This is a genomic window from Streptomyces sp. NPDC048521, assembly GCF_043199855.1.
Taxonomy (GTDB): domain Bacteria; phylum Actinomycetota; class Actinomycetes; order Streptomycetales; family Streptomycetaceae; genus Streptomyces.
Genome location: NZ_JBICWR010000012.1, coordinates 62,660 through 76,477, shown reverse-complemented (window position 1 = coordinate 76,477; position 13,818 = coordinate 62,660). Strand labels below are relative to the sequence as shown.

Sequence of the window (13,818 nt, the reverse complement as noted above, 5' to 3'; positions counted from 1 at the left end):
GGCCTTACGAAGACCGGGCCCCCGCCGCGCCCAGGAACTCGTCCCAGCCGCCCACCGGGGACTGCCCGGGCGTGAGCGTGCGCAGCTTGCGCAGCACCGCCGGGTCCTGCGCCTCCAGCCAGGCCACGAGTTGCTTGAAGGACACGAACCGTACGTCGTCGTGACGGGCCATCTTTCCGATCGCCTCCTCGACGGCGTCCATGTAGATGCCGCCGTTCCAGCGCTCGAAGTGGTTGCCGACGAAGAAGGGAGCGCGGTTGCTCTCATAGGCGCGGCGGAACCCGGCCAGATAGGTGTCCCGGGCCTGCGCGCGCCAGGCGTCGTACTGCGCACGGTCGCCGAGCGGGTTCCCGCCCGACTGGTTGAACATCAGGTTGTAGTCCATCGACAGCACCTGGAAGGAGTGGCCGGAAAGCGGTATGGACTGCAGCGGGAAGTCCCAGATCCGGCCGCCCTGCACCTTGCCCGGCCAGATCTGCAGGCCGCCGGGGGAACTGGCGTCGTACTTCCAGCCGAGCGCGGCGGCGGTGGGCAGCAGGCCTGCCTGGCCCTCCAGGCACGGGGTGCGGCCGCCGATCAGCTCCTTGCGGTAGTCGAAGGGGAGCGGTTCGAGGTCGGTGAAGCCGGTGTTGGTCTTCCACCGGGTGACGAAGTCCACCGCCTGCTCGATCTCGCTGCGCCACTCGGCCGGGGACCAGTTGCGCACGCCGGTCGCGCCGCAGAAGTGCCCGTTGAAGTGGGTGCCGATCTCATGGCCCTCGAGCCAGGCCCCGCGCACCTGCTGGAGCGTGGCGTGGATGTGCCGGTCGGCGAGGTAGCCGATCGCGGACGCGCCGACCGGGTGCTGCGGCGGGCGGTACAGGTGCTTCTTGGACTCGGGCAGTGTGTAGATGCCGCTGAGGAAGAAGGTCATCTTGGCGCCGTGGTCGGCGGCCACCTTGCGGAACCGGGAGAAGAGCCGGTTGCTCAACTCGCCCGCGCCGTCCCACGAGAACACCACGAACTGCGGGGGCTTCTGCCCCGGCCGCAGCCGGGTCGGCTCCGGCTGGTGCGGCTGGGCGCCGGTGTCGGCGGTGGAGCCGTCGCCGATCGGCTTCACCGGCCGGGCCTGCGCGGTGCCCTCGCCGTGCGCCGGGTCCGGTCCGCCGACCTCGAGGCCGGTGCCGGAGGAGCAGGCGGACAGTGCGCCCAGGGCGCCCGCCGCCGCGCCCGCCGTCAGTATCCGCCTGCGTGAGATCCCGCTCATCGTCTCCCCGATTTCCTCGTCACGGCCCCCGTGCGGGGCCTGTTCGCCGTGCGGTCGACGGGTTCGATGACGGGGGTCGGAGGAAAGATCGCGGCCGGCGGCGCCTGTTGCCCTCCTGTGACAGTTGTGGCGCGATCACGACGAACCCCGCTGCCGGAGCGGGACAGCGGGGTTCTCGGGGGTCCGGAGGTGTGTCAGGTCGGTGGTTGTCCGCTGGGTCAGGGACCGGTGCCCGGGCTGAGCACCGTCAGGGAGACGGACGAGGAGTTCCCGGAGACGGGCACCGCTCCGCCCGCCCACGCCACCGTCAGGTGGTCACGCTCGTCCGGCGGGGTGACCAGCAGCGCGGCCGGTGCGGCCGTCTCGGCGCCGCTGATCTGCGGGTTGGAGAAGGTCAGACCGGCCCAGGCGCTCTGCCCGGGCTTGAGGGTGACCGTCGCCGGTGAGCCCGGCTCACGCTTGGGATCGGGGCCCAGCTGGGTGCCGGAGCCGTTCACGAAGGCCGCGCCCGGATAGCCGCGCAGGGTGCAGGTCCGGGCGGAGCCGTTGGTGAGGACGACGGGGAAGTTCTCCTGGCCGGCGCCCGGGTCGTTGCGGCCCACCGAGGCGCGCAGCTCGGAGGTGTGGCACCGGGAACCGGCGGCCGGGGTCGTCCCGCCGCCCGAGGACGCCGTCGCCCGCGGGGCGGTGGAGGAGGCGGCGCCGGTGCCGGCGGAGGCCTCGGTGGACGGGGCGGACGTGGGGTTCTTCGCGGTGTCCGTCGCGGGCGCGGCCGTACCGGACACCGTCGTCGGTGGGTTGCTGTGGACGTCCTGGCCGTTGCCGCAGGCGGTCAGAAGGCCCAGCACGGCGACCGTGCCCGCGAGCAGGGCCCCGTGCCGCGCGGACCGGGGGGTGTACACCATGTCGCTCAACACTCCTGGATCTTCGGGGCACGCGACCCACCGCGTGCCTGCGGCGCCGGGTGCGCCGTCATGACACTCCGATGCGCCGGACGCCGGAAAAGTTCGGGACACTCAGGGTTCTTTTCCCCACTTTGACCCGCCGCCCGCACTGCTCACGACACCCGCAGCGAACGGAGGATGCGGTCGGTGGCGTCACCGGCACCACGCTGGCGCACCTGCACGTACACCTGCGGCTGGGCGGCGCCGCCCGCCGGGGCCAGCGCGGTCTCCGTGACCGAGCCGCCGTCCGGGCAGCCGCTCCAGGCCCGGACGAGCCCGTGCCAGTCGGCGTCGGCGAAGCTGCGGCTGCCGGAGTGGCGGCAGCCGGAGTGCGTGAGGGCCTCGACCCGCGCGGTGACGTCGCCGTGCTCGCTGACCCCGACGAACACACCGTCCACGCCCGCCTTCAGATCGGGCCAGCGCGCCAGGTCGTCGGCCACCACCAGGCCCGGCTCGTGCCCCGTCCTCAGCCCGAGAGCATGCGGGTCCCAGCCGGAGCCGCGCAGCTCACGGCCCCAGCCGGCGGGCACCTGGAGGACCACCCGGCCGGTGGTGTCGGTGATCCGCGTCTCGTCCGGTGTGCCGCCGTCGCGGTGGATCACCACGGTCACCGTCACCGCGGCGGCCGTGGCCGCGAGGACCGCGGCGAGCGCCAGTGTCACGGTGTCGAGCCGGCCGCGCACCCTGTCCAGCCGCCGCGCGGACCGCACGGCCGGCGGACCGGCGGCCAGCCGGTCCAGCTCGTGCGCGAACGCCTGCGCGCCGGGCCAGCGCCGCGCCCGGTCCGGCTCCAGCGCACGCAGCAGCGCCCGCTCCACGTCCTCGCCGAGATCCGGCCGCAGCCGCCCCGGCGGTACGACCCTGCCCGGCGGGCCCGGGACGCTCCCGGTGACCAGCTCGTAGCCGACCGCGCCCAGGCTGTAGACGTCGGCCCGCTCGTCGATTCCCTCACCGGGTTCGGCCTGCTCCGGCGGCTGGTAGCCCGCCGAGCCCGCCGCCAGGGTCAGCACGGAGGCCTGCGCGAGGCTCTTCGCCAGGCCCAGGTCGGCCAGCAGCACCCGCCGGGTGCCGTCCGGGGCGGTGTGCAGCAGCACGTTGGTCGGCTTGATGTCGCGGTGCACGATGCCCGCCTCGTGCAGCGCGGCGGCGCCGCGCGCGGCCTCGGCCGAAAGCGCCAGCGCCTCCCGCACCGGCAGCGGCCCGTCGGCCAGCAGATCGGCGAGAGTGCCGCCGTCCGCGTACTGCATCACGAAGTACGGCCTGCCGTCGGGGAGTTCACCGATGTCGTAGACCTGCACCACCCGGCCCGAACCGGCCCGGCGCAGCAGCCGCGCCTCGGACAGGAAGCGCTCCCTGATGTCGAGCCGGTGCGCCCAGTTCTCGGCGAGGACCTTCACCGCGACGGGGGCCTGAAGCTCGGGATCGTGGGCGAGCCACACCGTGGCGAAGGCGCCGGTGCCCAGCGGCCGTTCGAGGCGGTAGCGGCCGATCCGCTCCAGGGAGTGCATACGACTATCATGCCTGGCCTGAGATCGACTGAGAGGTGGGCCCTTCCGTGCAGGACCAGGCGCCGATGGACGACCTCGCCCGGCGTGCCGCCGCCGGCGACAGCATGGCCCTGGACCGGCTCCTGACCGAGATCCGGCCCGAGGTCGTGCGCCGCTGCGCCCGCTTCCTGCCCTGCCGGGAGGACGCCGAGGAGGCCGCCCAGGACGTGCTGCTCCAGGTGGCCCGGCACATCTCCGCCTTCGAGGGCCGCAGCCGCTTCGGCACCTGGCTGTACACGGTGGTCGCCAACTGCTGCCGGCAGAAGTACCGGGAGCTGAAACGGCGGGCCGCCGAACAGCCCGCCGCCATCGAGCCCTCCCACGCCGTCGACCCGCGCACCACCAGTGTCATCGCCGGCTCCCGGGTGGACCTCCTGGAGGCGCTGGACCGGCTGGAGCGGGAGCATCCGCACCTGGTCGCGCCGCTGGTCTACCGGGACATCTGCCAGCTGGAGTACGCCGAGGTCGCCGAGCGCGTCGGCATCCCGCTCGGCACCCTCAAGTCCCGCCTGCACGAGGCCCGCAAGCAGGTACGGCCCTGGCTGACCGCCTCCTGAGGCCCGCGGGTCCTCCCCGCAGGCCCGCAGATCCCCTTCGCGAGGCCTACAGGCCCTCCTCGTACAGGGGCAGCTCCGCCCAGATCGTCTTGCCCTCCGGGGTGTGCCGGCTGCCCCACCGCTGGGTGAGCTGGGCGACCAGCAGCAGACCCCGGCCGCCCTCGTCGAAGGTCTTGGCCCGGCGCAGGTGCGGGGCGGTGTGGCTGGTGTCGGAGACCTCGCAGATCAGCGTGGTCGCGTCATGGATCAGCCGCAGCCGGATCGGGCGGGAGCCGTACCGGATGGCGTTGGTGACCAGCTCGCTGACCACCAGTTCCGCCGTGAACGCGGCCCCGCTCAGCTCCCAGGCGCCCAGCTGCTCCACGACCTGCTTGCGGATCGGCGCGACCAGCGCCGGGTCGGCGGGGATGTCCCAGGTCGACACCTGCGAGGCGGGCAGGCCCTGAGTGCGGGCGAGCAGCAGCGCCACGTCGTCGGCGGCGCCGCCGTGGGGCAGCAGGGCGTGCAGGACGTGATCGCAGGTCTCGTCCAGGGAGCCCGCGTACTCCCCGAGCGCCTGGTACAGCAGCTCACGGCCGGCGTCCCCGTCCCGGTCCCGGGACACCACCAGGCCGTCCGTGTACAAGGCGACGACGGTGCCCTCGGGCAGGTCCACCTCGGCGGACTCGAACGGCAGCCCGCCGAGGCCCAGCGGGGGTCCGGCGGGCAGGTCCAGCAGGTGCGGCCGGCCGCCCGGCCGCATCAGCACGGGCGGCGGATGCCCGGCGCGGGCCAGCGTGCAGCGCCGTGACACCGGGTCGTAGACGGCGTACAGGCAGGTCGCGCCGACCTCGCCGGGGCTGCCGTCGCCGCCGGACTCGTCCGACAGCCGCAGCACCAGGTCGTCCAGGTGGGTGAGCAGTTCGTCCGGGGCCAGGTCGATGTCGGCGAGGGTGCGTACGGCGGTGCGCAGCCGGCCCATGGTGGCCGATGCCTGGATGCCGTGCCCGACGACGTCCCCGACGACCATCGCGACCCGCATCCCGGACAGCGGGATCACGTCGAACCAGTCCCCGCCCACCCCGGCCCGCGCGGCGGGCAGATACCGGGAGGACGCCTGCAGCGCGGCCGTGCGCGGGAGGTTGCGGGGCAGCAGGCTGCGCTGGAGGGCGAGGGCGGTCTCGCGCTCGCGCGAGTAGCGGCGGGCGTTGTCGATGCAGACGGCGGCGCGTGTGGTGATCTCCTCGGCCAGCAGTCTGTCGTCCGCGGTGAACCCGTCCGGGCGCCGGTGCCGGGTGAAGACCGCCACGCCCAGGGTGAGCCCGCGGGCCCGGATGGGCACCGACATCGAGGAGTGGATGCCGAAGGTGCGCACCCGTTCGGCGCGCTCGGTGTTCCAGGTCGCCCACCGGGCCATGTCGCCCGCGGCCCTGGAGGTGATGATCGGGTGGCCCGCGGTGAGCGAGTCGGCCTGCGGGGAGCCGGCCGGGAACTGCTCGGTCTGCCCCGGCTTCATCACCGCCTCCGGCACGCCCTCGAGGACCGACCAGTGGGCGGCCCGCCGCAGGGTGACCGGCGCCGTGATGCGTGCCGGGGGTTCACCGCCGTAGTCCTCGGGGTCCAGCAGATCGACGGTGATGAAGTCGGCGAGCGCGGGCACGCACATCTGCGCCAGCTCCTGTGCCGTGCGGGTCACGTCGAGGGTGGTGCCGATGCGGACGCTCGCCTCGTTGACCAGTTGCAGCCGCTGGCGGGCCTGGTAGTTGTCGGTGATGTCGTGCGTGGCCAGGCACACGCCCCGCACCCGGCCCTCCGGGTCCCGGACCGGTGCCATCCGGGCGAGCCAGGCGTGCGCCCGGTCCTGGCCGTCGGTGCGCATCAAGGGCTTCAGGTCCAGGGGCGAGCCCGAGGTCAGTACCCCGAGCATGGCCTGTTCCAGCTCCTCGCCCTGCGGCCGGCCGCCGATCTCCGAGGGCCGCAGCCCTCGGACCCGCTCCTGCGGCAGGCCGATGACGCGGGCCATCGCGTCGTTCATGTGGCGCAGCCGCAGCTCCTCGTCGTACACCGCGACCGCGCACGGCGACTGCATCAGGCCCGCCCCGGCGAGCGGATCGCCCGTGGCCGGCTGCTCGGCGCCCGTCAGCGGGGTGACCACCAGCCAGTCGCCCGGGTGCCGGTCGTGCGGCGGCAGACGATGGGCGAGCAGCCACACCGAGACGGTACGGCCGTCCCGGTGGCGCAGTCCGACGGTCCCTTCCCAGCGGGCACCCCTGGGCAGGGCGAGGGCACGCCCCCCGGCCAGCAATTCGGTGGCGGGCCGGCCCAGGACGGCGTCCGCGGGGTGGCCGAGCAGGCGCCGTGCGCCCTCGTTCCACTCCACCAGTGTTCCGTCGTCATCGATGACAGCCCGGGCCGTCGCCGCTTCGTCGAACGGATAGACCCGGCTCATCGTTGCCGCTCCCAAGCGCACACTCACAGTGAACAGGTGGCATCACTTCTGTTCCAGCCTAGTGCTTCCCGCACTTCCGTGAACCGCGACCCCCGGCCACTCGGCCGGTGGGACGGACCGGGGCAAGCGCAGAACCGGCCGATGTGCCGACCGGATCTCCGCGGGTTCCGGACCCTTGACGATCGTGTGTGTTACGGCGTCAGAATCTGTTCGGCCACGTTCAGTTGTGAGCAGTTATGGGCCCTGATGAGGGAGAGCCGCCTTGACGGTCACGCGTAGATCGCTTCTGGTCGCAGCCACGGCAACGCCCGCGAGCGGAGCGCTGCTGAGTATTCCGGCGGCTCCGGCCGCCCTCGCCGCCGACTCCTCCGGCGCCGGGGGGCGCCACACCGTGCCGCTGCGCGACGGCTGGCGCTTCTCACTGGCCGACCCGGGCGGCATCACGGACCCGACCGGCGCCCATGCCGATGCGGCCGCCCCCGGCTACGACGACTCCGCCTGGCGGGAGGTCGCGGTCCCGCACGACTGGAGCATCGAGCAGACCCCGACCACCGACCACGGCACCACCAGCGGCACCGGCTTCTTCCCGGGCGGCCTCGGCTGGTACCGGCTCGCCTTCACCCTCCCGCCCGCATTCGCCGGCAAGCGGATCTCGGTGGAGTTCGACGGCGTCTACATGGACTCGTACGTCTACTGCAACGGCACCGAGGTGGGCCGCCACCCCTACGGCTACACCGGCTTCGCCCTCGACCTGACCGGCCTGGTGCACACCGACGGCACCACGCCCAACGTGCTCGCGGTCAAGGTCCAGAACCAGCTGCCGAGCAGCCGCTGGTACTCCGGCAGCGGCATCTACCGCGAGGCCCGGCTGGTGATCACCGAGCCGGTGCACGTGGCCCGCTGGGGCACCTACGTCACCACCCCGGAGGTCTCCGCCGACCGTGCCCTCGTGCGGGTGCGGACCCTGGTGCGCAACGAGTCCGGCACCGGCACCGACGTGCAGGTGGTGTCCCGGATCACCGGCCCCGACGGACGCACGGCCGCCCGCACGTCCAGCACGGTCGTCGTCTCCGACGAGTCCGCCGAGACCCACGAACTGACCGTCGGCATGCCCCACCTGTGGGACTTCACGACCCCCGGGCACCGCTACACCCTGCACACCGAGGTGCGCGTCGCCGGCCGCACCACCGACACCTACCGCACCACGTTCGGCATCCGCACCTACCGCTTCGACCCCGACGAGGGCTTCTTCCTCAACGGCACCCACCACAAGATCAAGGGCGTCGACCTCCACCACGACCAGGGCGCCCTCGGCGCGGCGATCAGCATCGACGCCGTCCGCCGGCAGATGCGGATCATGAAGTCGATGGGCGTCAACGCCCTGCGCACCTCGCACAACCCGCCCTCGCCGCAGATGATCCAGGTCTGCGAGGAACTGGGCATCGTGATGATGGTGGAGGCCTTCGACTGCTGGCGGACCGGCAAGACCAGGTACGACTACGGCCGGTTCTTCGACGAATGGTGCGAGAAGGACGCCACGGAGATGGTGCTGGCCGCCCGCAACTCGCCCGCGGTGGTCCTGTGGTCCATCGGCAACGAGATCCCCGACTCCACGTCCACGGCGGGCCTCGCGATGGCCGACCGGATCATCGGCGCGATCAAGGCCGCGGACGACACCCGGCCGCTGGTCATCGGCTCGGACCGGTACCGCGGCCTGCCCGCCGGCGGCTCCGCGGCCGACCGCATGCTCGCCAAGCTCGACGGCCTCGGCCTGAACTACAACACCGCCAAGTCGGTCGACGCCCTGCACGCCAGGTACCCGCACCTGTTCCTCTTCGAGTCGGAGTCCTCCTCGGAGACCTCGACCCGGGGCACGTACCAGGAGCCGGAGCACCTGAACACGGGGGAGAACCACACGCCGGGCAGGCGGGAGGTCTCCTCCTACGACAACAACCTCGCCTCGTGGACGATGAGCGGCGAGTACGGGCACAAGAAGGACCGGGACCGGAAGTGGTTCGCGGGCCAGTTCCTGTGGTCCGGCATCGACTACATCGGCGAGCCGACCCCGTACGACGTCTTCCCGGTCAAGGCGTCCTTCTTCGGCGCGGTCGACACGGCCGGCTTCCCGAAGGACATGTACCACCTCTTCAGGAGCCAGTGGACGACCGAGCCCATGGTCCATCTGCTGCCGATGACCTGGAACCACGAGCGGGGCGACACGGTCGAGGTCTGGGCGTACGCCAACGTGCCCTCGGTCGAGCTGTTTCTCAACGGCAAGTCGCTCGGCACACGGGAGTTCGACGTCAAGAAGACCACCGACGGGCGCACGTACCTGGAGACCACCGAGGCCACCGGCGACGACAAGACCTTCACCGACGGCCCCTACCCGGGCAGTTACACCAGCCCCAACGGCAGCGCGGGCAAGCTGCACCTGACGTGGAAGGTGCCCTACCAGCCGGGCGAGTTGAAGGCGGTGGCCCGCAAGGACGGCAAGGTGGTCGCCACCGACGTCCTGCGGACGGCGGGCGCCGCGCACGCCGTGCGCCTGACCGCCGAGCGCACGTCCCTCGCCGCCGACGGGCGTTCCCTGGCCTTCGTGACCGCGGAGATCGTCGACGCGCACGGCGTGGTCGTGCCCGACGCCGAGCACCTCATCGCCTTCGCGGTGACCGGCGGTTCCCTGGCCGGCGTCGACAACGGGCGTCAGGAGAGCGCCGAACGCTACCAGGCGAGCACCCGGACCGCCTTCCACGGCAAGGCCCTGGCGATCGTACGGACCGGGACCGAGCCGGGCGTACTGAAGGTCACGGCCACGGTGGACGGCCTGCGTACCGGTTCGGTGCGGGTGCGCACCACACCGGCCCGCTCGGCCGCCACCACCCCCGCCGCCGACTTCCGGCCCGACCACCCGGCTCCGCCGCGGTACCCGTACGCGGACGCCAGTTACTCCGGCCGCCCGGACACCCTGCCCGCCGCCATGCTCGACGGCGATCCGGCGACCGGCTGGTCCAACGCCTTCGCCAAGTCGGCCACGGCACTGCTGCCGGCCTTCACCGGGGCCCGTGCCGAGGACTGGGTGTCGGTCGACTTCGGGCGGGTCCGGACCGTCGACCGGGTGGTGGTCTCCTTCACCGTCGACGCCACGCACGCGCTGCCCGCGAAGGCCCAGGTGGCGGTGTGGGACGGGCGGGCGTACGTGCCGGTGACCGGCACGAGGACGCAGTGGGCCGGCACGTCGGACGGTCCGACCGTCATCACCTTCGACGCGGTGCGCGGCTCGCGGGTGCGGCTGACGCTGACGAGCGCCTACCCGGGCGAGGCGAGGGGAGCGGTGCGCATCAGCCGGCTCGACGTCTGAGGGGACGGACGGGAAGCCGTTCCGCGGCTTCCCGTCCGGACCGTTGACGGGGTGTCACCTCGGGCACAAGCATGGGGGAGGTCCGCATCTGGGAGCGCTCCCACGGGAGGAGCGACCCGCACCTCCCGCAGAGGAGCCCAGACGTGCAACGACGCAGAACCGCCATGCTGCCGATCACCGCCCTGCTGGCGGCGGCCCTCACCGCGCTGCCGGCCGGTCCCGCCGGCGCCGACGAGGTCGAACAGGTCAGGAACGGCACCTTCGACACCGCCACCGAACCGTGGTGGACCACGAGCAACGTCACCGCGGGGCTGTCCGACGGGCGGCTGTGCGCGGACGTGCCGGGCGGCACCGCCAACCGCTGGGACGCGGCCGTGGGGCAGAACGACATCACGCTGGTGAAGGGGGAGTCGTACCGCTTCTCGTTCACGGCGTCCGGCGCGCCCGAGGGGCACGTGGTGCGCGCGATCGTGGGCCTCCAGACGGAGCCGTACGACACCTGGTACGAGGTCAGCCCGCAGCTGACCGTCTCCGGTGACGCCTACTCCTACACCTTCACCTCGCCCGTCGACACCAGCCAGGCACAGGTCGCCTTCCAGGCCGGCGGTGCGGCCGAGCCCTGGCGGTTCTGCCTGGACGACGTGTCCCTGCTCGGCGGGGTGCCGCCGGAGGTGTACGAGCCGGACACCGGGCCCCGGGTGCGCGTCAACCAGGTCGCCTATCTGCCCGCCGGCCCCAAGAACGCCACCCTCGTCACCGACGCCGGCGGCCGGTTGCCCTGGCGGCTGAACAACGCGGCCGGCGTGACGGTCGCCCAGGGCCGGACCGTGCCACGCGGCACCGACGCCTCCTCCGGGCAGAACGTCCACGCGATCGACTTCGGCGCCTACCGGGGCCGGGGCGAGGGCTTCACGCTCGTCGCCGACGGGGAGACCAGCCGCCCGTTCGACATCGGGACGCGGGCCTACGAACGGCTCCGCCTGGACGCGCTGAAGTACTACTACACCCAGCGCAGCGGCATCGCGATCCGCGACGACCTGCGCCCCGGCTACGGCAGGCCCGCCGGGCATGTGAACGCGGCCCCGAACCAGGGCGACGCGAACGTTCCCTGCCGACCGGGCGTGTGCGACCACACCTTGGACGTGACCGGCGGTTGGTACGACGCCGGTGACCACGGCAAGTACGTCGTCAACGGCGGCATCGCCACCTGGGAACTGCTCAGCACCTACGAGCGGGCCCGGCACGCCCGCACCGGCGAGCCCCGGCGGCTCGGCGACGACAGCCTCGACCTGCCCGAGAGCGGCAACAAGGTGCCCGACATCCTGGACGAGGCCCGCTGGGAGCTGGAGTTCCTGCTGAAGATGCAGGTGCCGGACGGGCAGCCGCTGGCCGGCATGGCCCACAGCAAGGTGCACGACGCCCAGTTGACCGGGCTGCCGTTGCTGCCGAGCGACGACCCGCAAAAGCGCGAACTGCACGCCCCGACCACCCAGGCCACCTTGAACCTCGCGGCGACCGCCGCCCAGGCCGCCCGCCTGTACCGGCCCTACGACCGGGCGTTCGCGGCCAAGGCCCTCACTGCCGCGCGCACGGCCTGGCAGGCCGCGCTGGCGCACCCCGAGCTGTACCCCGATCCGAACGACGGCACCGGCGGCGGTGCCTATCCCGACGACGACGCCACCGACGAGTTCTACTGGGCGGCGGCGGAGCTGTATCTCACCACGGGTGAACGGCAGTTCGCCGACCACATCCTCAGCTCACCCGTGCACACCGCCGACGTCTTCGGGCCGCTCGGCTTCGACTGGGCCCGCACGGCGGCGGCCGGCCGCCTCGACCTCGCCACCGTGCCCAGCGCGCTGCCCGGCCGGGAGCAGGTCCGCCGCTCGGTGCTCGAGGCCGCCGGCACCTATCTCGCCACGGCCCGCTCCCAGCCGTACGGCATGTCCTACGCGCCCGACGGTACCCGCTACGACTGGGGCTCCAACGCGCAGATACTGAACAACGCGCACGTCATCGCCACCGCCTACGACCTCACCGGCGCCGCCGCGTACCGCGACGGGGCGATCGAGGCCATGGACTACATCCTCGGCCGAAACGCCCTCAACATCTCGTACGTCACCGGCTACGGCGAGGTGAACTCCCACCGTCAGCACAGCCGTTGGTACGCCCGGGAACTCGACCCGAAGCTCCCGGACCCGCCGGACGGCACCCTCGCCGGCGGCGCCAACTCCAGCATCCAGGACCCCTATGCGCAGAGCAGGCTGACGGGCTGCACGGGCCAGTTCTGCTACATCGACGACATCCAGTCCTGGTCCACCAACGAGACCGCGATCAACTGGAACGCGGCCCTCGCCTGGATGGCGTCCTTCGTCGCCGACCAGGGCTGAGGCCTGTCCGACCATTCCCGTCCGCAGGGCCCGGGCGACGCCGCGAATGGTTCGACACGCCCCGGCCGGCGACCGGGCGGACCCGGTCAGGCGGCGTCGTGGAACACCAGCCCCAGGGTCCGCCGCCGCCCGGACCGTACGGTGCTCACCCCGTGCCGCATCGCCCCGGCCGACCAGCCGCGGCGGGTGCGCACGGGGCGGTCCCGGGTCGTGAACACCAGGCCGTGCCCCTGCCGCAGGGCGGTCGCCGTGCCCCGGGACTGGGCGCGCGGCCGCTGCTCCACCATCAGGAACTCGCCGCCCGTGTAGTCGGTGCCGTACTCGTCCAGGGCGATCACCACCTGGAGCGGGAAGACCAGCTCGCCGAACACGTCCCGGTGCAGGGCGTTCCAGTCGCCCGGACCGTAGCGCAACAGGATCTGCGCCGACCGGTCCTGGCCGCCGGCATGGCACCGCTCCAGCCACTCGTCGAGGGAGTCGGGCCAGCGGACCGGCCGGTCCAGGCGGGCCGCCCAGTCCCGGGCGACCGGCAGCAGACGGGGATAGAGCGCGGCCCGCAGCGCGGCCACCGGGGCGGGCAGGTCGTGGGTGAAGTAGCGGTACTCGCCGGAGCCGAACCGGTGCCGGGCCAGATCGACCGTCGTCCGGAACAGCTCCGGCTCGTCGTAGAGGGCGGCCAGGTCGGCGCACTCGGCGGGCGTGAGCAGCGGGCCGGTGGGCGCGCTGCCGTGCTCGTCCAGCTCGGCCGCGAGGGCGGACCAGTCGGTACGGGCGGCCCGGCGGCGGGCCTCGGCCGGGGTGAGGGTCATGGTCACTCCGCGTGCGGGACTCAGATCAGGGCCGGCTGCAGCGCACCCTCGTGCGTGAGCAGCCACCTCTTTCGCTCGACGCCGCCCGCGTACCCGCGCATCGAGCCGTCCGCCCCGATCACCCGGTGGCAGGGGCGGACGAGCAGGAGCGGGTTGGCGCCGAGGGCCCGGCCCACCGCGCGGATCCCGGACCGGGGCACGCCGAGCCGGGCCGCCAGCTCGCCGTAGGCGACCGTCGTGCCGTACGGGATCTCGTCCAGGGCCCGCCACACCGTCTGCTGGAACGGACTGCCCGGCGCGGCGAGCGGCAGGTCGAAGCGGGTCAGGCGGCCCGCGAAGTAGGCGTCCAGCTGACGGTGGGCCTCGGTGAACGGCCGGTCGTCGCGGTCCTTGGGACGGACGGCGGGCGCCCCGCACCGCCCCGGCAGGGACAGCGCCATGAGCGTGTGGCCGGCCGGTGAGACCGAGCCGGTCATCAGCAGGTCGCCCAGCGGGCTCGGGTGGACGGTGTGGACGGTGCGCGTGGTCATCGGTGCTCCCTC

Annotated in this window: 9 protein-coding genes; 3 read left to right on the top strand and 6 right to left on the bottom strand. The window is 73.0% G+C overall.

The features are described 5' to 3' along the window. Positions 1–4: 4 nt before the first annotated feature. From ACGFRF_RS26055 to ACGFRF_RS26045, 3 genes are all read right to left on the bottom strand, one after another. Positions 5–1,246 carry a hypothetical protein gene (locus tag ACGFRF_RS26055; RefSeq protein WP_393743819.1) on the bottom strand — a complete coding sequence of 414 codons (1,242 nt, stop codon included), beginning with the start codon at positions 1,244–1,246 and terminating at the stop codon, positions 5–7. Between the two features lie 218 nt (positions 1,247–1,464). Beyond that, positions 1,465–2,151 carry a DUF4232 domain-containing protein gene (locus tag ACGFRF_RS26050; RefSeq protein WP_393743817.1) on the bottom strand — a complete coding sequence of 229 codons (687 nt, stop codon included), beginning with the start codon at positions 2,149–2,151 and terminating at the stop codon, positions 1,465–1,467. A 152-nt stretch (positions 2,152–2,303) separates the two neighbouring features. Continuing rightward, on the bottom strand, positions 2,304–3,698 hold the full coding sequence (locus ACGFRF_RS26045; RefSeq protein WP_393743815.1) for a serine/threonine-protein kinase: 1,395 nt from the start codon (positions 3,696–3,698) through the stop codon (positions 2,304–2,306). A 65-nt stretch (positions 3,699–3,763) separates the two neighbouring features. Between ACGFRF_RS26045 and ACGFRF_RS26040 the strand changes: the two genes are divergently transcribed. After that, a complete protein-coding gene (locus ACGFRF_RS26040; protein ID WP_393744269.1) occupies positions 3,764–4,294 on the top strand; it encodes an RNA polymerase sigma factor in 531 nt (176 codons plus the stop codon). A 46-nt stretch (positions 4,295–4,340) separates the two neighbouring features. Here ACGFRF_RS26040 and ACGFRF_RS26035 read toward each other — a convergent pair whose 3' ends face one another. Continuing rightward, on the bottom strand, positions 4,341–6,722 hold the full coding sequence (locus ACGFRF_RS26035) for a SpoIIE family protein phosphatase (RefSeq protein ID WP_393743813.1): 2,382 nt from the start codon (positions 6,720–6,722) through the stop codon (positions 4,341–4,343). Positions 6,723–6,984: 262 nt separating this feature from the next. On the opposite strand from ACGFRF_RS26035, the gene ACGFRF_RS26030 reads away from it, so the two are divergent. Beyond that, on the top strand, positions 6,985–10,080 hold the full coding sequence (locus tag ACGFRF_RS26030) for a glycoside hydrolase family 2 TIM barrel-domain containing protein (RefSeq protein ID WP_393743811.1): 3,096 nt from the start codon (positions 6,985–6,987) through the stop codon (positions 10,078–10,080). 143 nt (positions 10,081–10,223) lie between these two features. Then, a complete protein-coding gene (locus ACGFRF_RS26025; RefSeq protein WP_393743809.1) occupies positions 10,224–12,467 on the top strand; it encodes a glycoside hydrolase family 9 protein in 2,244 nt (747 codons plus the stop codon). 86 nt (positions 12,468–12,553) lie between these two features. Here the strand turns inward: ACGFRF_RS26025 and ACGFRF_RS26020 are convergent, their stop codons facing one another. Further along, complete coding sequence (locus tag ACGFRF_RS26020; protein ID WP_393743807.1) at positions 12,554–13,276, bottom strand: 2OG-Fe(II) oxygenase; 723 nt, start codon at positions 13,274–13,276, stop codon at positions 12,554–12,556. A 20-nt stretch (positions 13,277–13,296) separates the two neighbouring features. Beyond that, positions 13,297–13,806: a methylated-DNA--[protein]-cysteine S-methyltransferase gene (locus ACGFRF_RS26015; protein ID WP_393743805.1), complete on the bottom strand. Its 510-nt coding sequence runs from the start codon at positions 13,804–13,806 to the stop codon at positions 13,297–13,299. Positions 13,807–13,818 lie beyond the last annotated feature (12 nt).